The following is a 20,408-nucleotide window of genomic DNA, read 5'->3' as shown; positions in this document are numbered from 1 at the left end:
TTAACTTTAAATGAGCAGTTTGCTTTTTAATCATTATCAACATAAAAGAATAATATAATAAATTCAGAGGCACTAATTGCAGCTAGCTGCATTATCAGCAAAAACATAATACCAATCCCAGCCTGAGGGTCAGGTTCAATACCAAAGACAAGTACTGGCGCTAAAATAATAGTGCATAATGCAGCTATAATTCTAATAAAAATGAGCCGTTTATTTTTATAGTTTTTAGCGTTAGCTAAAAAATATAGAAGCAAATAAGGCAACAGCATAAACGCAAAGCCAATTTCAGTTGGCATCCAGTACTTAATAGCAACAGCAACTAAAGATAAAACAGCAAGCGCCTTAACTGGGTAGTACATTTTTTTATAATTCACATGCTTTCCTTTGCACGCAGTGCTTTATTAGCACCCAATAAAATATTGCCGAACAATATAAAAACTTTAACTATGCAATGCAATCTATTTCACTAGACTTAACCTGACAGGCAACAATGAGCGCTAACCGGACAATGAAAAAGTTAAGTTTATTCCTGTGTTTTGAGTAGAATCTAATTTTGTCCAATAACATTATTAAACGCCGTTTTGGGGCAAAATAACATGCCTAATTCCGAGCTGTTTTAATCACATGTTTACAAAAGTAATTATTGGTGAAATTATCAGGATATGTAATATACGCCGTTTTGGTGTGTTATAAACCACCAAAATGGTGTTCAATAAGCCGTTATGTTTCAAATGGAATCTATGAATTTAACCGATTTTCAAAAAAAAGTACTTAAAGAAGCTAGTTCCACTTCTGGTTATGGTGGCTTTGCAGTGAAATCTAGCATCCGACACATGGAACGCTCCGTATTGTTGCGTGAAAGTATGCCAGAAATAGCAGCTTTTGTTGCAATTACCGCAGAGGAAGAGTCAGCAACGGCAATATTTGCAGCGTTAAAAAAGCGACGATATGCTAATGCTAATAAATTGAAATCTTGGGATCACAAACACAAATCAGGTATTTCACCATTCTTTGATTTAATTGGTGGCGCGCTGGGTATTTTAAAAAATGAAATTCCATTGGAGCTTTTTTTTGACTCTTTAAACGGAAACAAAAAAGAAAAACTGTGGGTTAGAATGCCAATTGGTGAAGATGGAGACAAAAAGATATGCATTGTTCCACAGCCACCACTAAATCTTGTCTCTGTAGAGCCTAACGGAAAAGCAACCGATTATTTACTGAAAGTTCGTGAAATAGCATCTGATCGTGGCATTGACTCGATATTCAAATACATTCAAGAAATTGCAAATGAAAGAAATAAAATGCTTTATGCATCAAATTCCTCAGTTTCTAAAGTTACTAACATCGATGAAGTCCTTACAAAGCACTTGAGTTCTGCATACCGTAATCATCTTATTTATTTACTCATTGATCAGCATGCACATCAAAATTTGGTTCAAGAAGCTTTAGATGTATTTCTAATTATTCTCAAAAGAATCGACGAAAAAGAAACATAATCGAGGTGCTAATTGTGGGCCTGCACCTGGTAAACTATCAAAGACTATACATGGCACTTTCTAGCCACTCGACAACATAAACGTGGTAGTCGTGTTGTTGCTAGCCAATTCATTATTTTTGTCGGATGGCGTGGCTTCGCCACTTATCCGACCTACACTGCCTAATAGCTATAACTCTTCCTCAAACCTCGGCACTTTTCGCTTATCTGCATTATTCATAGCAAGCTCTTGAATTTCTTCTTGCTTAAGCTCATCGGATTTATCTTCTAATGATTGCTGATTAGCGTTTTCGTAAGAAAGCTCAGTCAGTAGCGCAAAGTGATCAGAGCCATACTTAGCTAAGCGCTTAATACGCTTTACTTTAAATCCTTCGCTGTGAAATAAGTGATCGAGCGGCCAACGCATAAAAAAGTAACTTGCATGAAAGGTGTTATAAAAACCACGGCCTTTTCGAGGGTCTAAAAAGCCACTTATCTGCATAAACAAACGGGTGCTACGCGACCATGCTACGTCGTTTAAATCTCCGGCAACTATGGTAGGTCGTGTTGGGCTTTTAAGTGCTTTAGCCACCATTATTAGCTCAGAGTCGCGCGGACGTGATGAGTCTTCCTCTGTCGGGCTTGGTGGTGCGGGGTGAATAAAGTGACCTTGCATTTGCAGGCCTTCATTGTTTTCAAACAGAATATGAATTGAAGGAATATCTTCTTCTATTAGCTCACATATTTGTGCATCGAGTATTTTAAACTTGCTGTATAAGTGCATGCCGTAACGATTATCTTTAGGGCATTCTATGTAATACGGGTAATTTTTTTTAATGACTGATAATTTATTTTCCCACCAGCTATCACTCTCAAGTGTAATAAGTAGGTCGGGTTGGTGCTCATCTACAAGGCTAATTAGCTGCTCGCTTTTATGGTTCGACATCAGTACATTTGCCGACATAATTCGTACGCTGTGGTCTATATGCTTTGGTGCGCTTTGCACTTCTTTTTTAGCAAGCCACGTATACGGGTAAATCCATTTACCTTGTAAAATCATTATAAGTAATGAGGTTAAGGCTATAAATACATAACCTATTGCGCTACTTTGCCATAATAAAAACAACGATGTAACGGCTACAAAACTGGCAATATAAAATACTTGTAAGCGCACAAAGTCGCAGCTACGCACTAAGTAATGCTGGCTGTACGACATAGGCAACAAGGTAACCAATAAAAAAAAGCCAATAATTATAGCCAGCGCAATGAGCATTTTAATATCCTTATAAAGTTAGTTTAGCGACTTAAAATTGAAAGTATTTCTCGGGTGTCGTGCACCATGTGAATAACTGTACGGTCTATTTCAATACTCACTGTACCATTATCTCTAGAGCGTTCAATCACTCTACCTCGTTTATATAATTTACGATCTAAATAGTCGCCTCGGTGGTAGCTTTTACTTAGCCCTGGTGGCGTCCAACCTGCGCGAATTAACTGCTTTGCCTCTTTTTTAGAAAGGTAGTCATTGTCATTGTGTTTATGTGAATGATGCTTATTATGGCCGTGTTTATGACCATGCTTATCTTTATGCGGTTTTGCGTCTGCGCTTATTGAACATAAAGCCAATGCTATTAGTGCTGTGTATGTTAGTGCTGTGTATGTTAGTGCTCTCATAAATAATCTCTAGCATAATTAATAGCTAAAGATTAACAAACACGGCTGAACATCATATGAAACAGCTTACACTTATTTAACGTTGTTTATATTGTGTTTTACAGTGGCTTCGCATAATAGCGGGATCGCGTAATTTTAAGTGTTTTGTTTTACGACCAGCATGGCGTTTACGCCACACTTTAAAACTGCCTTTTGAAATATGTTCGCGCATAAATACCACCAGCTGTGGGTATTTTAATCCGTATAACTGCTCTATTGCCTCAAAAGGGGTTCTATCTTCCCACGCCATTTCGATAATGCGTGACTCCTGCTCTGCGTTAAACATGGTATATCTCACAAAATTTAACTTATACGCTAAGTAAAAATACTTAGATCAATGCAATTAAGCTCAGTAACTGTATAATTGGCGTTCAATATATGTATTTTAAAAGATATCGAATTTTTATTTATGCGCGCAATATTTCTGTTTTTAGCTTTAACTTTACCTTCATTATTACTTGCAGCGCCAAGTAATACTTTGCGCTGCGTAACAACTCACTACCCGCCTTTTACTATATTTGATGAGAAAAGCGATACGTTCACAGGTTTAGATATTGAATATTTAACCTTTATTGAGCGTAATTTAAATCTTAAAATTGACGTAATTCATCTGCCATGGGCGCGCGTAAAAAAAGAAATGGCGCTGGGCTACTACGACTGCTATTTCTCTTTGGCCAATACAAAAGAGCGAGCAAAGTATTTAGATTTTACAAGCGTGCCCTTGCATACTACTAAGTATGGTTTATTTGCTTTAAACAAAGATAAATTGCTCACTGATGATTTATCAAATACCCCAATAGCGATGCTACGCGGCGTTGCTTTGCCTGAGGTTATTGCTAAAAAGTACAGCCTTGATGAGAATAATCTGCTTCGTTCACTTTCAACTAAAGACACTTTTGAGCTGCTAGAAAAAAAACGCGTTGAATACGCAATAACTAACTATCAAGCGGGTTTGTGGTACTCAAAGGAATTTAAAAACGTATACGCTAGGCAGTTCAATGAGTTTACGTTTCCTACTTACATTGCTTTTAAGCGTGGCGTAATAGATACAAAATTAGTTGATGAGCAAATAAAGCGTTTTAAAGCACAAACTCAATAATTAACACTGCACACGTTAAGAGATAACCAATGTTTACAAAACTACCAAAGTGGGTTGAATATGGCGCGTTTACGCTCGCATTTATAGCGGGCATAGTAAACGCTGTAGGCTTATTAGGGTTTGAGCACCAGGCTATTTCGCATGTATCTGGCTCTGTTACTTTACTTGGTATTAAAGCAATAACTAATCCCAGTACTGCCTTATTGTTACTTTCAATAATTGTTAGCTTTATGTTGGGTTCGGCACTGTCGGGCTTTTTGCTCTCTGGTGGCTCATTAAAACTTGGTCGTCATTACGACACTTTGCTTTTTATTGAAGGATTGCTACTACTTGCGAGTGCTTATTTACTCAAAAACACATTCGTATACGCCATTGTTTTAACGTCTGCTGCGTGTGGGTTACAAAATGCGCTAGCAACTAATTACAGTGGTGCAGTTATACGTACGACACATTTAACCGGTATTTTTACTGACCTTGGTTTAATGCTAGGCAAAGCGCTTAAAGGTGAGCAATTTGATATCCGTAAAGGCGTTATGTTTTTACTCATTATTGCAGGCTTTTTACTAGGCGGTATAACCGGCTACGTTTTATTTAAGCATTACTTAGTGCTGGCTTTGGTGGTTCCTGCTGTGGCTTGTTTTGTTTTATCAATTACGTATCGGATTTATAGGCTGCGTACGCTTTAACGCAACAAGTTTAAATGCATATTAAAACCGCATATTATAGAGGCAATGCAATATAGATTACTTTCAAGGAATGTATGAAACCTTATTTTTTGCCGCTGATATTACCCTTTAGCCACGCTGCGTTTGCTGATAATCAAAACAACGATGCAATAGAAACCATAACAACTACGGCATCACGTATTGAAGCGCTATCTACCCCACTCCCTTTATCAATAAGTACACTCAGCGAAGCGCAGCTAAATAGCATAGCGCCTACCCATATTGAAGAAGCCCTGCAACGTGTAGCAGGAGCTAATATTCAACGCGGAAATGGCCAAGAATACTTACCCGCACTTCGCTCTCCGGTACTTTCGGGCGCTGGCGCTTGTGGTGGCATATTGACTTTGGAGGATAGCATACCACTGAGAGCCGCTGGGTTTTGTAACATAAACGAGCTATTTGAGGCGCACAGCGAAATGGCGCAGCGCATTGAAGTACTAAAAGGCCCTGGCTCTGCACTTTATGGCTCAAACGCCGTGCATGGTGTTATTAATGTAATAACGCCCGACACCACACAAGGCGGTGGCTTAGTAGGCTTAGATTATGGCTCATACGGTTATGCTCGCTACAAATTACGCGCAGGACAAGATTACGGCAACAGCGGTATCGGCATTAACGCAAGTGTTACCGACGATAGCGGTTACCGCGACGACGAAAGCGTAGAGCAACAAAAAGTAAATATTCGCCATCGCTATTCAAATAATAATTTATTACTTACCTCAGGCCTTACTTATACAAATCTTGATCAGCAAACGGCTGGATTTATTACAGGCTTTGAAAGCTATAAAAACGAAGACCTCGCGCAAAAAAACTTTGACCCTGACGCATTTAGAAAAGCACGCGCATTTAGAGCATGGAGCAATGCAACATGGCAATTAAATAACAATGATGTACTCTCTACTACGTTATATTTTCGCGACCAAAACATGGACTTTTTTAAGCACTTTTTACCCGGCACACCGCTTGAAACAAACAGCCAAACCGGCTTTGGTGTGCAATCGCTTTATCAACATAATTTACAAAGTAATATAAAAATAAACCTAGGGCTTGATGGCGAATACACGCAAGCCGACTTTACTCAAAGCCAAAATGAGCCCACTCAAGGTTCTGCATTTTTAGTTGCTACAGTGCCACAAGGTAAGCATTACGATTACGATGTAAACGCCACACTTTATGCCCCTTTTGCATCGGTTGATTGGCAATTAAATAAGTGGTTACTTACCGTAGGTGTGCGCTACGAGCATATGCAGTACGACTACACCAATAATATGCTAGCAGGTAGAACAAAAGACGATGGCACAGAATGCGGCTTTGGTGGCTGCCGATACAGCCGCCCTGAAAGTGGAAAAAATAGTTTTAGTAATCTATCGCCAAAGCTTGGGGTTAGTTATCAGTACAATACAAATAACACGCTTTATGCAAACTTTTCTCGCGGTTACAGAGCGCCACAAGCGGCTGAGCTATACCAATTACAACGCGAGCAAACCACTGCAAATTTAAGCGCCGAAATAGCGAATAACGCAGAGCTGGGTATTAAAGGGATTTACGAAAAACTACGTTATGGCGTGTCGGTTTACGCTATGAGTAAACACAATACGATTTACCGCGATAGCGACTTTTTTACGGTAAATAATGGCAGCTCTCGTCATCGTGGTATTGAGCTTGAGCTTAACTACCAGCTCACCAAGTCGCTTGCGCTTAACTTTGCAGGCACTCACGCAAAGCATACTTATACTAACAACCAAATACTTAACGGTTTAAATATAAACGGCAACGACATAGATACCGCGCCGCGTAATATTGCTAATATCGATTTAACATGGCAGGCATTAAACAACGCGCAATTTGCTTTGCAGTGGCACCGCGTTGGTAACTACTACACCGACCCAGAAAACTTAAATAAATACCAAGGGCATGATGTTTTAAGCCTGCGCGCTCAGTGGCAAGTTACTAATAATCTTGAGCTACTTGCTCGTATTATTAACTTAACTGATGAGGCTTATGCGGAGCGCGCCGATTACACCAGTTTCACCGGTGACAGATACTTCCCTGGCAAACCACGTAACGCGATGCTTTCGGCAACTTATACGTGGTAGTGCTTATTTAAGGACTAAACTTATTTAAGAGCTAAGCTAATTTAGCTGATTTAAGTCGCTCATGTATTTCATGGGCGACTTTTTCATTACCTTTTTAAACATAGTAATAAATGCACTCACCGACTCATACCCTAATAACTCCGACACCTGCTGCACACTTTGCTTATCAGAAAGCGCTTTTAAGGCTGTAATTATATGCAATTGCGTACGCCATTTTCCAAATGTCATGCCTGTTTCTTTTTTAATTAACCGCGCTAATGTACGCTCTGTTAATGCAAACTGCTTAGCCCATTGTGGTAGTGTTTTTCGGTTATTTGGCTTGTTTATAAGCTGATCGCTCATAGTTTGAATTACCTCGTTTTTAGATAATACAAAATCAAGTGGTTGTACGGGCATATCAATAAGTTGATCAAATAACACCTGAGCTAAACGCGCTGTTTTACTATTTAAAGTATAGTGCTGATTATGCCCAGCCAACTCGCACATTAGCTCTTTAACCAGCGGCGTAATGGCTAACGTGCAGGTATTTAACGGCATACCGTTTTTACTACTATCAATAAATAAATGACAAAGCTGCGCGTTATCAGACGCCCTATTACTATGCACCTTTTGTGCTGGGATCCAAATTGCACTGTGCGTAGGCACCATCCACATTTTTGCCGACACTTCACACGTTACATAACCATGTAGCGCTAAAATTAATTGCCCTTTTGGATGAGTATGTAGTGGTATTTCGTGACTTGCATGGGCATGCTCTATTTTGGCTATTATGGGCTGCGCCATAGTTTCAAAATTTTTAATGTCGTCCCAACCAATTGCATCAAACATAGTTTTGTCTGTTTTTAGTTATTTAATGTCATTATCTCTAAATTATAGTTTTTGCTAAGCCTTTATACTAGCGCCCATTAAGTATTAGCTTTAATGGTCTTCCCTTTTGTTAAATAACACACCTAAATCACGCTTTGCTGGCATATTACTTGTGCTTGGCATATTACTTATTGCCGCAAATTTACGCGCCACATTTACAGGTATTGCACCTGTGCTTGAACAAATTATTAATCACTTTGGGCTTAGCGCATCGCAAGCTGGTTTTTTAACAACATTGCCACTCATTGCCTTTGCGGTTGTATCGCCAATGGCCGCAACTCTTGCTAAAAAGCAAGGGTTAGAGCGCACCTTGTTTGTGGCTTTGTTATTTATACTTGCAGGGGTTGCAGCGCGGGTAATAAATACCTCAGCTATGCTTTTTGTAGGCACCGCTATTATTGGTGTGGGCATTGCCATCGCAAACGTATTATTACCAAGTTTAATTAAGCGCGACTTCCCTGCAAAGGTTGCGTTAATGACCTCAGCCTACGTGCTTACTATGGGCGTGGTATCGGGTGGGTTTTCTACTTTAGTATTTCCGCTTAGTCAGTTAAACGGATTAGGATGGCAACTTGCGCTGGGCTCATCAGCTCTTATTACTTTGGCGAGTATTATTGTATGGATGTCGCAATTAAGTAAGCACACAAAACCTGTCAGTATTGCTCAACACACCGACACGTCAAAAAGTGTATGGCGTTATTTACTAGCATGGCAAATTACCCTACTGCTGGGCTTAAACTCGTTTTTAAATTATATAATTATTACGTGGTTACCAAGCATATTAACCGAAACCGGTCACTCAGCTACTCAAGCAGGTGCTTATCATGGGGCTTTTCAAATAGCGACTGCATTACCGGGTTTAATATTAATTCCGTTACTTGCCAAATTAAAAGATCAAAGCGCGCTTAGCTTTATTTTAGCCATGTTGAGTGCACTCAGTGCTTTGGGGCTGCTTTACATGCCTAGCTTTGCTTTTGTTTGGACCCTAATGCTGGGTTTTTGCTCTGGAGCGTGTTTTATATTGGGGCTGTCGTTTATTAGTTTACGAACCGATGATTCGCAACAAGCAGCGTCGCTTTCAGGTATGTCGCAAAGCGTAGGTTATTTGCTCGCGGCTATTGGTCCTATGCTAGCTGGTGCATTACACACTACAACAGGCAGTTGGAGTGCGCCATTGTGGTTGTGCGCTATTGCCGGAGTACTGTGTGCTTTATGTGGTTTGGGCAGTGGTAAAAACACTACTTTAGCTAAATCAGCTAACTAGCTGCTGTAACCACGAAAATAAACCAGACGAAGGTTTACTACTCGCGTGCTTTTGCTCATAGCGTTTATTAGTTGCTTCGCGCTGTTCACGGCGCTCTTGTGCTAAATTAGCTTTTGCAGCAAAACGCAAGCGCTGCTCTTGAGTAAGCTCATCATTAAAACTAATGGCTGTTTTTTTCACTGCTCGGCTGCTTTTAGGTGAACTACACATATTATTCTCCAAATGACTGACTTATAAGTAGACAGTCATTTGGTTAAATAAATTTCAAACCGCTTACTAAAAAAGTAATACTGATAACCCCAACTAACTAGTTTTGTGGGGTTGTATCAAACGCAGGCACTTCGTGTAAGCCGCTCAACCAGCTCAATGTTGACTTAGCCCAAATTTGTGCTGTTGGCGTAAACTGATCACGCTGATCAACTGCACCAATACGCAAGCCATATACACGGTCAGTTTTAGCTTCGTTAGTTGCATAAAGTGTTGTACCACATGTGCCACAAAAACCTTGCGCACGCTTGTTACCGCTTTGCGCTGTTTTAACAAACTCTTTTGGCTCACCTTGGGTAAACACGACCGAATTTGGCTCTGCAATTATAACTGCTCTAAATGGGCCGCTCGACATACGTTGGCAATCGCTACAATGGCAAACAAGTGCGTTGTTATTTTGAGACTTTGCTTGGTATTTAATTTCACCACAGTAACAGCTTCCAGTAATTTCCATTATTTAAATCCTTAATGCTTATGAAGATTGAATCGAGATATAAGACCGGCAATATCGATTCATTATTTTTAAAATATAAAAAAACTGCTCGCCGGTTCATGTGTATGTTCGGTTAGATTTTTAATTTTTGAGAGTGATTTTTTAAAAGTTGAGCAAGTGCTAAAAACATGATCCGATGTTTTAAATCAAACAGCAATACCACGTTAAGCTAATAGCGTAACGTGGTGTGTTTAAGCTATCTTTTATGTGCGTTTAAATAATCAACAGCTAACAGGCTAAGCGCCTTAGTGCCTACTTTAAACGATGATTCGTCGGCATAAAAATAAGGTGAGTGATTACTAGCCACTGTATTTAAATCTTGCTCACTTGGTGTGCCGCCTAAAAATACAAACACACTCGGCACTTCTAATGCGTAAAACGAAAAGTCTTCTGCGCCGGTTATTTTTCCCATTTCAACTACGTTTCCATTACCTGCTGCTTTTTTAAGGCTAGGTAACATTTGCGCAGTTAACTTTGGGTTATTAATCGTTACCGGATAACCTTCGTGAATGTGTACCTCTGCAGTAGCACCTGACGATTTAGCAATGTGCGTGGCTGTGGTTTTTATTTTTTCAAATATTTGTGCTCGGTTATCCATATCAAAGTTACGAATTGTGCCTACCATTTCGACTTCTTCAGGAATAATATTATTACGTACCCCACCCGCTATCTTACCAAACGAGACAATAGCGGGCTCTTTGGTAATGTTGATTTGACGACTAACAATATGATTTACGCCTGTTACTATTTGCGCAGCTGCGGCAATGGGGTCAACCCCAGTCCACGGTGCAGAGCCATGTGCCTGCTTGCCATGTACAGTTATTTCAAATCGGTCTGCACTGGCCATTGCAGGGCCACTTCTATAACCAATTTTACCGCTGTGCAAACTAGATGTTATGTGTAACCCAAAAGCAGCCTCTGGTTTGTATTGTTTAAATATGCCTTCTTTAAGCATTAACTCAGCGCCACCCTCTTCCCCCTCAGGTGCGCCTTCTTCTGCAGGCTGAAATACAAACATAATATTACCGTGTAGCTCATCTTTCATGTTTGCAAGCACTTGTGCAGCGCCCATTAGCATAGCAACGTGCGTGTCGTGCCCACAAGCATGCATTATGCCTACATCTACACCACGGTAATTAGTGGTTTTAGTTGATTTAAAATCAACATCTGCTTTTTCAGTAACTGGCAGCGCGTCCATATCTGCGCGTAGCATTACTGTCGGGCCAGGCTTTGCACCTTTTAATAGCCCCACAACACCTGTATAAGCAATCCCTGTTTGTACTTCCATACCCAGCGACTTTAAGTGCTTAGCGACAATACCTGCTGTGCGGGTTTCGCGATTTCCAAGCTCGGGGTTTTGATGAAAATCACGTCGCCAATCAATAACCTGTTGCTCTACCTTTTTCACTTGCTGATCAATGTTTGCATTGGCATTAAACGCACTAAGGGCAGCAAAGCCCAACGCTATTGAAATTAGTGATTTTTTCATCCTGTTTGTCCTTATTATATTTATTGGTTTTATAATATTGATGAGCACGAGCCCTTATGTATTATTGAGAACATAATTAGTTTGCTCTATAACCACTATTACTGAAGGCTCTACAATAATCAATCCCATTTAAGCTAGATGCCCAACTATGAAGGGCCACTTCACTTTTCACTGGTTTTATCTATTTTTAGTTTGAAGTTTTAGCGCTAATTAAGCCTACCACTTTTGCTTTTGTTGATTTAAAAATGGCACTAAATAGTCCACCAAAGCGCGGACAGTTGGGCTTAATAAACGTTGCGATGGATAGAGTAAATTCACGGGTAATGGGCTTGGCACATAATCGCTTAATATTTCTATTAACTCACCGGATTGAATTGCCGCATCAACGTAAAAACTAGGCAGCTGAGCAATACCTTGATTAGCTATAGCAAAGGCTTTTAAGCTTTGAGAATCGTTAACTTCAAGGCTACCAGCTACTTTTATTACTGTGCTTTTTCCGTCAATTAAGTACGACCATCGCTTGGCATTAGTTACTGCGGTATTTATTAAACATTGATGGTTTTTAAGATCTTTAGGCGTACTGGGCATGCCGTGAGTGTTAATATAGTGAGGGCTTGCTACCGTTTTAAAGTGCATATTACCAATATTACGCGCGACCATTGTTGAGTCGTTTAAGTGCCCTACGCGTATAGCTAAATCAAAGCCTTCTTCCACCAGCTCTACTTTACGATTCATAAGTGAAATTGCTAAATCAACGCCCTGATGCAGATCTTTAAATTCAGCTAATGCAACCGGCAGCATATATTGCCCAATCATTATGGGAGCTGTAATTTTTATAAGCCCTTTGATTTGTTGTAGCTGTGTTTTGGAGCGGCGAAGTTCGGTGACTTGTGCACGAATATCACTGAGCTTAAGTAAATATGCTTTACCGTCTTCGGTTAAACTTAATGAGCGTGTAGTACGGTTTATTAACCTAATATCGAGCCATTTTTCAAGCTCGTTAATTTGCCTGCTAACGGCTGAGGGCACTAAATTTAAACTCTCGGCAGCGCGGCTAAAGCTTTGCTGCTGGGCTACTTGCTCAAATACCTGAATTGATTTTAATAAATCCATTACTTACTCGCTAAATTACACTTGGCTATTATTCTAAAAATATCACAAATAATATTATTTATTTGTTATTTTTCACCTTTACTGATGAGTTTATTATTACCTTACATTCACAAAATACATTGTTAAAGGTAATAAAAATGAAAGTATTATTAATAGGCGCATCAGGCATAGTCGGGGCAGCAATAGCGGCAGACCTTCATGATCATCAAGTTATTAAAGCGAGCTTTAAAAACAGCGAACACACGGTAGACATTCAAGATAAAGCCTCTATAGAAGCATTATTTAAAAAAGTAGGAAATGTTGATGCGGTTATATCTACTGCAGGTTTAATTGCCTTCGCACCTATAAACGAGATAAGTGAGCAAGATTACACAACAACTGTAGGTAATAAATTAATGGGTAATATTACACTATTTCATGTGGCAACTAAGTACATTAATCAAGGCGGTAGTTTTACTTTTACTTCAGGCTTTTTAGCACAAAATCCTGCGCCTGGTTCAGCAGCTGTAAGCATGGTAAATGCAGCGCTAGATTCATTCGCTAAAGCGGCGGCATTAGAACTTGAAGGCATATTACGCGTAAATACCGTAAGTCCTCATTTTGTAAAGGAAACGATGGAGATAATGGGTATGGATAGCACCAATGGTATAACCGCAGCTGATACCGCTAAAGCATTTAGACACGCAATTGACAGTAACCAAACAGGTAAAGCTTTTGATGTAGTCGACTATATTTAGAGCTAAAGCAGATTGCTTGATGTAACAATTCAACCAGGTTATTAATTGAAGCCCTGTTATCAAAATAGCTGCTCTAAGCAGCTATTTAAATTAGTAACTTTAAACAGCTAGCAATCTGTTATTTAAGCTTAATTACCGATAAAGTATGTGGATTGTCAGCTTTTTTGTTAACCATATTAGGACTGTCGAACACGGCGTCAAAATTCATAATAATAATATCTTTACCACGAACAATTAATTCAGATGGAGCATCAAGCTCCCCATGAAGTCCTGTGGTATTGCCATTTTGTGCCAGTAACTCTAATTTACCTTGCATATCAATACTATAAATAGCGTTAGCAAATAAGTCTGTAATATAAATTTTGTTAGTACGCTTGTCCCACTTTAAACCGTCGGTTGCAACTAGGCCTTTTGCAAATAGCTCTGTTTTAACTTTTTCATTGCGCTCGTTCATAGTGGTTTTAATTACGCTGCCATCTTCCATAATGCTAGTGTATAAATTACCTTCTCCATCAAATGTTAGGCCGTTAGCGCCAAACTTAAGTGTCGCGTTAGAGGCAAATGTATCAAACAGATGTGAGTCATGATTTTGAGTACTTAAAAAAGGTTTTATATGCGCTGGTTTTTGATCATTTAACTCACTCATGCCAACCTTATACACACCACTTAACTGCTTAGTACCTTCAAGCTTTAATACTGTTTCTGAAATAAACAGATCATCGCCTTTAAATACCACTGCATTAGGAAATAATAACCCTGTTACAACAACATCCGTGCTTACAGCTTTTCCATTTACGACATTAATACGTAGTATTCGCGATTTATAACTGCCATCAAACCACATTTGCATATCAGCTACGTAAGCATTGCCATCTGGGCCGAATGCAATTCCCATAGGTGCAATTTTACCTGTTGATGGCGCCATATCTTGTTTAGTAAAAGTATACCAATTACTAAAATTGTTATTTTTATCAAGCATGCCTATACGGGGCGCAGCAGGTGTTTGCATCTCGCCAATTTTAATCAGTGCATCGTTATGAAAGTTTGGCGAGGTAATATATACATTGCCCTCTTTATCCATATCGCTACTGGCTGGCGAATTAAAGGTATTAGGTAAATCGACTAATAACTCAGGCGTTAATAATTCTGGTTTTGTAGGCTCAGCTAATGCGCTATTAAAAAACCCTGTTGCTAGCAGCGCTGCTGCAAAATAAAGTGGTTTCATTGTGTTGTATCCTGTTAGTTTAATTTGATACAACCAGTATATTGTTTACTTTAAGGTTTGATAATCAGGGTAAATAGCAAATCACTTTATACATTTCATATATAATTAACGTTGTTTTTCATTTTTAAGAGTCATGTTTAAATTCCTAAAAATAAAAGACCTATACGTACTTCTCAAATATAAATGCTAGGATAACAGCTTGTAATACAGGCTAATTATAAAACCAAATTATGAATTTAAATCAGCTCGACCTAAACCTACTCATTATTTTAAAACAGCTATTAAACGAAAAACACATTAGTAATACTGCGTTGACGTTAGGTATGAGCCAACCTTCAATTAGTCGGTCTTTAAGTAAGTTACGTAGTTTATTTGACGACCCATTACTAATTAGAATGGCCGGTGGATATGAACTAACGCCTAAAGCACAGTCGATTCAGCAAGATTTAAACTCTATTTTGAATATGGTCGAAACACTGGTTAATAAGCAAACCTTTGATGCTAAAACCAGCCAAGCCATTATTAAGTTATTTGGCTTGCCACCACAAATGCACTTACTAATAGAAACCATTATTAAAGATGTGCGCGAACAAGCACCTAATATCACTCTTGAAATAGACACGTTACCAAAACCGCAATTTTCAGATTTACTAAAAGGCGAAACTCATTTTGTAATAACAGGGCACAAGCCTACAAGCTCTGAGGACAAACTGTATCGCCAAGCGTTGTTTGAACGCGACTTTAAATTAATAATGGCAAGTACTCATCCACTAGCTAATACAAAGCTGAATATTGAATTATTACGTAACTGTAACTTTGGACAAATATCGATTCAGGGAGAAAAGTCACTTTCTATTGCCCACTGCTTTGCAGCACTTGGGATTGATAATGTTAATACGCCAATACGCTTAAAAAACTTTTATAGTATTGGCACCATTGCACAAAATACCGATTTAATATTTTTTGTACCGGACCATTTTGCTAATGATATTTGTCGCCATCATGATGTAGTTGCAAGAGTGGTCCCTCCAGAACTAGATTTAGAGCACGATGAAGTCTATTTATATTGGCATCAACGCCATCATAATGATCCTGTTTGCCAATGGTTTAGAGAGCTAGTTAAAAGCAAAGTATTTAAAATATAAATAACCGCTATTCATTATGAGCATATTCTTTGAATTGCCATTCACCATTACGATCTATTTAATACGAATCATTCTTAATAATGTTAAAAATTAAATAAAAGATCAACAATGATAAATATGCTCCCATTTAATAAAAAGTCTCTCCCTCTTATTGTCAGTACTTTATGCGCCAGTATGTCATTCGCTAGCTTGGCCGAACAGACTCCCAACACATCAGAAACAATCGAAGTATGGGGCACAACTATTACTAACAATTCGTTATTACAAGACGACATTGAAAGAAAACAAGCAAATCACTTAAGCGACTTATTACGCGACCAAGCTGGTATTGATGTGGGTGGCTCGCATTCAATAGTGCAAGGCATTAATATTCGTGGCGTTGACGACCTAGATTTAAATATTACCGTTGATGGAATTAGCCAAAACAACAACATGTTTCATCACTCGGGTAACTTATTAATTAACGCTGATATTTTAAAAGCGGTTGATATAAAAGTAGGTACTAACTCAGTGCTTACCGGAGGCCTTTCAGGCGGTGTTGCCTTTGAAACCAAAGACGCTAAAGATTTACTAGAGCCAGGGCAAGGTTTTGGTGCTCGTTTATATACAAATTTAGGCACTAACGACTATGCTGGAGGCTCTGCCGCATTATATGGCCAACTAACTGATAATGTTGATGCCTTAGCCTACTACACCTCAACAGACAGAAATAATTTTGAAAACGGCAATGGCAAAGAAGTAACCGGTAACGAAGGTCGTACAATTGACGGAATATTCAAACTTGGTTGGGATGTAAACGAAAGCAATCGTTTAGTATTTTCTTACGATAGATATAACGACGAAGGCGATTACTACGTAAAAACTAACTTTGGTGCTGGCTTTGCTGAAGACTCAAACGCTAAAACAGAAGATATTGACTACACTCGCACAAGTACATCACTTGCTTATGAGCTAAATAAAGGCGATGCAATTACTCTGCGTGCCAGCGTTTACCGTAACGAATTGAGCTATATTGCATTAGGCACAGAAGGCAACTCTGAGCATACAGGTTACACAGCGCTTGCCACTTCAAAAATTGCTCTTGCTGGCTTTAACCATACATTGCGCTACGGCGGTGAAGGCTATGAGCAAGTATCAAAACGTATTGCAAACCACGTTCAAACTAACAAAGACACAGCTGACTCTCATGCTATTTATATTGAAGACGAAATAGCCCTAACCGAACAGTTATTTGTGACCCCAGGCGTGCGCTACAACTATTTTAAAGTAGATATGTACTCTGCTGGTACTAACGATTCATTAAATAAATCGTGGAACGAACTAACGTTTGGTTTAGCTGCTAAATACCTTGTTAATGATAACTGGAGCATAAGCGTAAGCTCTACTGAGTTATTTCAAGGGCCTGGCCTTCGTGAAAGTTACGTTGATTACAGCACTAACTTTGATAAAAACCTAAAAGCAGAAACAGGTGTAAATAACGCCATCGGATTTGCCTTCAAAGAACGTAATGTATTGGGCTTAGATTCTTTAGGCTTTTCACTTAATGTGTTTAAAACCCGCATTGAAGATTACATAGATAACTGGGCTATAGGTAAAGGTCGCCCAATTGGTACGTACGCAAATTCAGGCGATTACGATATTGATGGCTTTGAATCCACGTTTTCACTTCGTAAAGCGCTCTTTAGTGCGCGTTTAAGCTACTCGAAATCTGATTCAGAACAGTTAGAAACGCATGAACAATTACGCTACGAAGTAGGCGATAGTATTTCATTAAATTTAGGCTACGAAGTCCCGCAGTATGATTTAAAGTTTAACTGGACCAGCCTAATTAACAGAACGGATGATTCGGTATCAAGCGGTGCTGATATCCATAAAGTAGGCTATCAAGTTCATAACATCAGCATGCAGTGGCTACCAAGTCAGCTTGAAGCACTTAGCATGACCTTAGGTATTGAAAATATTTTTGACAAAACCTATTACTCACACGCGTCATACTCAAGCGACACCGTGCAAGATTACGAAGCAGGTCGCAATGTAAAGTTAAGCGCGTCGTACGTTTTTTAATTTAAAAGCTCAGTAATAATTTAAGGCTCAATATTTTATTGAGCCTTTTACTGTTTAAGGAGGGTGTACCTTAAATAGTGGCAATCAAAAAGTAATTAAAAATTAGGGTCATATTACAATGTCTAACTGGAAGCAAAACTTACAAAAATTCCGCTATGTAATGGATGCACTACTCCTTATAAGCTTTATGCTAGTAAGCGCACCACAAGCGACGGGCGTACCTTTACATGAATGGCTTAGTTTGTTTTTTATAGTGCCATTTTCAATTCACTTATTACTACATTGGGATTGGATACAGCGCAGCTTTAAGCGCTTATTATCTAAATTAAGTGCTCGAGAACGTTTTAACATAGTGTGGGATTACCTACTTTATATAATGATGTTACTGGTATTTGTGAGTGGTTTTTTAGTGTCGGTTGCTTTACTACCTGCGCTTGATATTAGTTTAAATATTCAAGACTTTTGGTCAAAGATACATCATGATTCGGCCACTTTTATTATGCCAATGCTAGGTGTTCATTTAGCTCTTAATTTGGGGTGGATTGTAAAACTAACCAAACGTATGTTTGCAAAGGAGGCTAAATAATGAAGCACTTAAAACAACAGTGGAAAACCCGCACCAGCATCGTTTTAATTGTATCTGTTTTAGTAAGCCTGATATTGGTGACTTTGGAGCGAACAGATTGGGCTATGCAAATAAACCTACAAGGTTATAGCCACGGCTCACCTGAAGGAGAAAAGCCAAATATAGCACCGATATTGATGTATATTTTACCTTTTGTAAAAGAGCTTATTTTAATAGGCGTACCGATGTTACTTACTTTAGGGGTAGCCAAACTAGCAGGCTTAATAAAAGGAATGTTTAAAAACAAAGCCTGAATACGAATGCAACATATATCAAAATCCGGCGTTTATAGATACATTGAAAAATTAGTATGTCTATAAGCGCAGCTTTTTATGAATTATAAACCAAGTATTAACACACACCAATACACCTATTTTATATTTATCGCGTTCATAATGTGGACGGCTTTAATTAGTTTTAAAGCCAATGCTGAAACGCTCATTCCTTTTCAGTCGCAGTGGTTAAAAAACCACTATGGCGAGCGCACAGCGCACTTTAAGCTGCAACCTTTACGTAAAGGCGATATTGTATTTGTTGGTGATAGCATTACTGAGCAGGGATTAAATTGGGCCATTAGGTTTAACGACCTACGCGTAAGAAACCGCGGTATTAGTGGCGATATGACCTACGGTGTTTTAGCGCGTTTAAACGAATTAAAAGCAGCCCCTCCTAAAGCTATATTTTTAAAAATTGGCGTAAACGATATTTTTAATTTTCACTATATAAAGCAAGTAAAAAACCTATCGTCGATAAGTGAAAATATCGAAAAAGTAGTGACTCAGCTCAATGAGGCGCTACCTAATACACAAATTTATGTACAAAGTATTTTGCCAGATCATCGCGATTTTATAACTCAAATGGCGCAAACGGTTAACAAGCAAATTAAAGCAATTAAGCACGCACGATTTACCTACATAGACTTACACCCAGCATTTTTAGGCGCACAAGGCACGCTTAATGAAGCGCTCACTACCGATGGTACCCATTTAAACGAGGCAGGCTATGCCCTCTGGGTTAAGCAACTTGCACCTATAATGAAGACATTAAAATGAAGTACTTATTAATTGGTATGTTAATGGCGGTAAGCTTTACTTGTACAGCCAATAAAGTGCCTGCAAAAAGCTACCCTAACGGCGCGACTAAAGCCGTTATTTTTAGTTACGACGATGGCGTTACACAAGACAGAAAGCTCGTGGCGCTATTTAATAAATACCAGGTTGTTGGCACATTTAATTTAAACTCAGGATTATTTGCTAAAAAGCTACCATGGATGAAAGCCTTTACCGGTAAAGAAGGCGAATATATTAAACAAAGTGAAGTAAAAGCACTTTATAAAGGTCATGAAATAGCAAGCCATAGTTACTCACACCCCGGCTTTGCGGACTTAGATACAGCAGAGCTGAAATTACAATTAGCCCGTGATAAGCAAATTTTATCGCCAATTAAAGGCAGCCCTTTGCAATCATTTGCGTACCCTTTAGGCTCGTACGATAAAGCTGCGATGAAATTAGTAAAGCAAGCTGGCTTTACTAATGCCCGAACAGTAAACGACACCCTTAATTTTGAACTCCCTACTAACTACATGGCGTGGCACCCAACCGTTCACCACTCAAACGCAATGCCATTAATAGAGCAATACTTAGCGCTAAACAGCAATAAACTCACTGTGATGATGATTTGGGGCCATTCGTGGGAGTTTGATAAAAATACAAAAAACAATAACTGGGATTACGCCGAGCAGCTTATTCAGACACTCTCAAATAAAGATGATATTTGGTATGTATTGGCTGGAGAGTTCATCGCGTTTTTAGAGGGTAAGTAAGCGTACGGAGCTTTTAGTGCTAAGTAAAGCTCACATAAGCACATTCAAATGTAGTAAGAGTAATTAATTCATCCAGCGGGCAGGCTCGCACCGACACACCTTTCGCTAGGGGGTTTTGAATTCCCCACGCCTACCACTTTCATCACGCTGGCGTCATTTTGCTTTAACTTTCTAAACACGAGAAGATAAA

Annotated in this window: 22 protein-coding genes; 12 read left to right on the top strand and 10 right to left on the bottom strand. The window is 39.0% G+C overall.

Annotated elements, in window-relative coordinates; translation table 11 throughout:
- Window positions 1-26: 26 nt before the first annotated feature.
- Window positions 27-374, bottom strand: a complete 348-nt coding sequence (locus tag JG479_RS03605; RefSeq protein WP_200219979.1) for a hypothetical protein — start codon at window positions 372-374, stop codon at window positions 27-29.
- Window positions 375-740: 366 nt separating this feature from the next.
- On the opposite strand from JG479_RS03605, the gene JG479_RS03600 reads away from it, so the two are divergent.
- Complete coding sequence (locus tag JG479_RS03600; RefSeq protein WP_200219978.1) at window positions 741-1,496, top strand: hypothetical protein; 756 nt, start codon at window positions 741-743, stop codon at window positions 1,494-1,496.
- Window positions 1,497-1,664: 168 nt separating this feature from the next.
- On the opposite strand, the gene JG479_RS03595 is transcribed toward JG479_RS03600, so the two are convergent.
- From JG479_RS03595 to JG479_RS03585, 3 genes are all read right to left on the bottom strand, one after another.
- The gene (locus JG479_RS03595; protein ID WP_200219977.1) at window positions 1,665-2,747 is read right to left on the bottom strand and encodes an endonuclease/exonuclease/phosphatase family protein; all 1,083 of its coding nucleotides are present in this window, start codon (window positions 2,745-2,747) and stop codon (window positions 1,665-1,667) included.
- Window positions 2,748-2,770: 23 nt separating this feature from the next.
- Window positions 2,771-3,148 carry a hypothetical protein gene (locus JG479_RS03590; RefSeq protein WP_200219976.1) on the bottom strand — a complete coding sequence of 126 codons (378 nt, stop codon included), beginning with the start codon at window positions 3,146-3,148 and terminating at the stop codon, window positions 2,771-2,773.
- A gap of 76 nt (window positions 3,149-3,224) precedes the next feature.
- Entirely contained in the window at window positions 3,225-3,473 is a 249-nt protein-coding gene (locus JG479_RS03585; protein WP_149602184.1) for a TIGR03643 family protein, read from the bottom strand.
- A gap of 123 nt (window positions 3,474-3,596) precedes the next feature.
- Between JG479_RS03585 and JG479_RS03580 the strand changes: the two genes are divergently transcribed.
- The 3 genes from JG479_RS03580 to JG479_RS03570 all read left to right on the top strand — a co-directional run bounded on the left by JG479_RS03580 (window position 3,597) and on the right by JG479_RS03570 (window position 7,107).
- Entirely contained in the window at window positions 3,597-4,286 is a 690-nt protein-coding gene (locus JG479_RS03580; protein WP_200219975.1) for a substrate-binding periplasmic protein, read from the top strand.
- Window positions 4,287-4,315: 29 nt separating this feature from the next.
- A complete protein-coding gene (locus tag JG479_RS03575; RefSeq protein WP_200219974.1) occupies window positions 4,316-4,972 on the top strand; it encodes a YoaK family protein in 657 nt (218 codons plus the stop codon).
- Window positions 4,973-5,046: 74 nt separating this feature from the next.
- Window positions 5,047-7,107 (top strand): TonB-dependent receptor, encoded by a 2,061-nt coding sequence (locus tag JG479_RS03570; protein ID WP_200219973.1) that lies wholly within the window; start codon window positions 5,047-5,049, stop codon window positions 7,105-7,107.
- 36 nt (window positions 7,108-7,143) lie between these two features.
- On the opposite strand, the gene JG479_RS03565 is transcribed toward JG479_RS03570, so the two are convergent.
- Window positions 7,144-7,935, bottom strand: coding sequence for an AraC family transcriptional regulator (locus JG479_RS03565; protein ID WP_039485120.1), 792 nt, complete (start codon window positions 7,933-7,935; stop codon window positions 7,144-7,146).
- A gap of 106 nt (window positions 7,936-8,041) precedes the next feature.
- On the opposite strand from JG479_RS03565, the gene JG479_RS03560 reads away from it, so the two are divergent.
- Entirely contained in the window at window positions 8,042-9,238 is a 1,197-nt protein-coding gene (locus JG479_RS03560; RefSeq protein ID WP_149614744.1) for an MFS transporter, read from the top strand.
- Here JG479_RS03560 and JG479_RS03555 read toward each other — a convergent pair.
- The 4 genes from JG479_RS03555 to JG479_RS03540 all read right to left on the bottom strand — a co-directional run bounded on the left by JG479_RS03555 (window position 9,227) and on the right by JG479_RS03540 (window position 12,600).
- Complete coding sequence (locus JG479_RS03555; RefSeq protein WP_024605837.1) at window positions 9,227-9,448, bottom strand: hypothetical protein; 222 nt, start codon at window positions 9,446-9,448, stop codon at window positions 9,227-9,229. The two genes, JG479_RS03560 and JG479_RS03555, sit on opposite strands and share 12 nt — an antisense overlap.
- A gap of 97 nt (window positions 9,449-9,545) precedes the next feature.
- Window positions 9,546-9,959, bottom strand: a complete 414-nt coding sequence (locus JG479_RS03550; protein ID WP_002958070.1) for a GFA family protein — start codon at window positions 9,957-9,959, stop codon at window positions 9,546-9,548.
- A gap of 235 nt (window positions 9,960-10,194) precedes the next feature.
- Window positions 10,195-11,487, bottom strand: coding sequence for an amidohydrolase (locus tag JG479_RS03545; RefSeq protein ID WP_010553117.1), 1,293 nt, complete (start codon window positions 11,485-11,487; stop codon window positions 10,195-10,197).
- Between the two features lie 216 nt (window positions 11,488-11,703).
- The gene (locus JG479_RS03540; RefSeq protein WP_200219972.1) at window positions 11,704-12,600 is read right to left on the bottom strand and encodes a LysR family transcriptional regulator; all 897 of its coding nucleotides are present in this window, start codon (window positions 12,598-12,600) and stop codon (window positions 11,704-11,706) included.
- Window positions 12,601-12,737: 137 nt separating this feature from the next.
- Between JG479_RS03540 and JG479_RS03535 the strand changes: the two genes are divergently transcribed.
- On the top strand, window positions 12,738-13,337 hold the full coding sequence (locus JG479_RS03535) for a short chain dehydrogenase (RefSeq protein ID WP_200219971.1): 600 nt from the start codon (window positions 12,738-12,740) through the stop codon (window positions 13,335-13,337).
- A 118-nt stretch (window positions 13,338-13,455) separates the two neighbouring features.
- Here the strand turns inward: JG479_RS03535 and JG479_RS03530 are convergent, their stop codons facing one another.
- Window positions 13,456-14,562, bottom strand: coding sequence for a hypothetical protein (locus JG479_RS03530; RefSeq protein WP_200219970.1), 1,107 nt, complete (start codon window positions 14,560-14,562; stop codon window positions 13,456-13,458).
- 230 nt (window positions 14,563-14,792) lie between these two features.
- Here JG479_RS03530 and JG479_RS03525 point away from each other — a divergent pair, with 230 nt between their 5' ends.
- The 6 genes from JG479_RS03525 to JG479_RS03500 all read left to right on the top strand — a co-directional run bounded on the left by JG479_RS03525 (window position 14,793) and on the right by JG479_RS03500 (window position 20,218).
- The gene (locus tag JG479_RS03525) at window positions 14,793-15,707 is read left to right on the top strand and encodes a LysR family transcriptional regulator (RefSeq protein WP_039485164.1); all 915 of its coding nucleotides are present in this window, start codon (window positions 14,793-14,795) and stop codon (window positions 15,705-15,707) included.
- A 108-nt stretch (window positions 15,708-15,815) separates the two neighbouring features.
- Complete coding sequence (locus JG479_RS03520) at window positions 15,816-17,771, top strand: TonB-dependent receptor domain-containing protein (RefSeq protein WP_200219969.1); 1,956 nt, start codon at window positions 15,816-15,818, stop codon at window positions 17,769-17,771.
- A 118-nt stretch (window positions 17,772-17,889) separates the two neighbouring features.
- The gene (locus JG479_RS03515) at window positions 17,890-18,357 is read left to right on the top strand and encodes a DUF4405 domain-containing protein (protein WP_200219968.1); all 468 of its coding nucleotides are present in this window, start codon (window positions 17,890-17,892) and stop codon (window positions 18,355-18,357) included.
- On the top strand, window positions 18,357-18,650 hold the full coding sequence (locus tag JG479_RS03510) for a hypothetical protein (protein ID WP_138489996.1): 294 nt from the start codon (window positions 18,357-18,359) through the stop codon (window positions 18,648-18,650). Before JG479_RS03515 ends, JG479_RS03510 begins: the two co-directional genes overlap by 1 nt.
- Before the next feature lie 78 nt (window positions 18,651-18,728).
- Window positions 18,729-19,448: a GDSL-type esterase/lipase family protein gene (locus tag JG479_RS03505; protein ID WP_200219967.1), complete on the top strand. Its 720-nt coding sequence runs from the start codon at window positions 18,729-18,731 to the stop codon at window positions 19,446-19,448.
- Window positions 19,445-20,218, top strand: a complete 774-nt coding sequence (locus JG479_RS03500) for a polysaccharide deacetylase family protein (protein ID WP_200219966.1) — start codon at window positions 19,445-19,447, stop codon at window positions 20,216-20,218. The genes JG479_RS03505 and JG479_RS03500 overlap by 4 nt, the downstream gene beginning before the upstream one ends.
- The last annotated feature ends 190 nt before the right edge of the window (window positions 20,219-20,408 follow it).

This window comes from Pseudoalteromonas sp. LC2018020214 (assembly GCF_016598755.1).
Taxonomy (GTDB): Bacteria; Pseudomonadota; Gammaproteobacteria; order Enterobacterales; family Alteromonadaceae; genus Pseudoalteromonas; species Pseudoalteromonas distincta.
This window is presented reverse-complemented; position numbering and strand designations above follow the sequence as displayed.

Coding starts and splice junctions, on each gene's coding strand:
- JG479_RS03510 (WP_138489996.1), top strand. CDS start 18,357: ATGAAGCACTTAAAACAACAGTGGAAAACCCGCACCAGCATCGTTTTA.
- JG479_RS03590 (WP_200219976.1), bottom strand. CDS start 3,148: ATGAGAGCACTAACATACACAGCACTAACATACACAGCACTAATAGCA.
- JG479_RS03570 (WP_200219973.1), top strand. CDS start 5,047: ATGAAACCTTATTTTTTGCCGCTGATATTACCCTTTAGCCACGCTGCG.
- JG479_RS03580 (WP_200219975.1), top strand. CDS start 3,597: ATGCGCGCAATATTTCTGTTTTTAGCTTTAACTTTACCTTCATTATTA.
- JG479_RS03505 (WP_200219967.1), top strand. CDS start 18,729: ATGAATTATAAACCAAGTATTAACACACACCAATACACCTATTTTATA.
- JG479_RS03565 (WP_039485120.1), bottom strand. CDS start 7,935: ATGTTTGATGCAATTGGTTGGGACGACATTAAAAATTTTGAAACTATG.
- JG479_RS03545 (WP_010553117.1), bottom strand. CDS start 11,487: ATGAAAAAATCACTAATTTCAATAGCGTTGGGCTTTGCTGCCCTTAGT.
- JG479_RS03515 (WP_200219968.1), top strand. CDS start 17,890: ATGTCTAACTGGAAGCAAAACTTACAAAAATTCCGCTATGTAATGGAT.
- JG479_RS03595 (WP_200219977.1), bottom strand. CDS start 2,747: ATGCTCATTGCGCTGGCTATAATTATTGGCTTTTTTTTATTGGTTACC.
- JG479_RS03575 (WP_200219974.1), top strand. CDS start 4,316: ATGTTTACAAAACTACCAAAGTGGGTTGAATATGGCGCGTTTACGCTC.
- JG479_RS03585 (WP_149602184.1), bottom strand. CDS start 3,473: ATGTTTAACGCAGAGCAGGAGTCACGCATTATCGAAATGGCGTGGGAA.
- JG479_RS03555 (WP_024605837.1), bottom strand. CDS start 9,448: ATGTGTAGTTCACCTAAAAGCAGCCGAGCAGTGAAAAAAACAGCCATT.
- JG479_RS03535 (WP_200219971.1), top strand. CDS start 12,738: ATGAAAGTATTATTAATAGGCGCATCAGGCATAGTCGGGGCAGCAATA.
- JG479_RS03600 (WP_200219978.1), top strand. CDS start 741: ATGAATTTAACCGATTTTCAAAAAAAAGTACTTAAAGAAGCTAGTTCC.
- JG479_RS03540 (WP_200219972.1), bottom strand. CDS start 12,600: ATGGATTTATTAAAATCAATTCAGGTATTTGAGCAAGTAGCCCAGCAG.
- JG479_RS03525 (WP_039485164.1), top strand. CDS start 14,793: ATGAATTTAAATCAGCTCGACCTAAACCTACTCATTATTTTAAAACAG.
- JG479_RS03530 (WP_200219970.1), bottom strand. CDS start 14,562: ATGAAACCACTTTATTTTGCAGCAGCGCTGCTAGCAACAGGGTTTTTT.
- JG479_RS03520 (WP_200219969.1), top strand. CDS start 15,816: ATGATAAATATGCTCCCATTTAATAAAAAGTCTCTCCCTCTTATTGTC.
- JG479_RS03500 (WP_200219966.1), top strand. CDS start 19,445: ATGAAGTACTTATTAATTGGTATGTTAATGGCGGTAAGCTTTACTTGT.
- JG479_RS03550 (WP_002958070.1), bottom strand. CDS start 9,959: ATGGAAATTACTGGAAGCTGTTACTGTGGTGAAATTAAATACCAAGCA.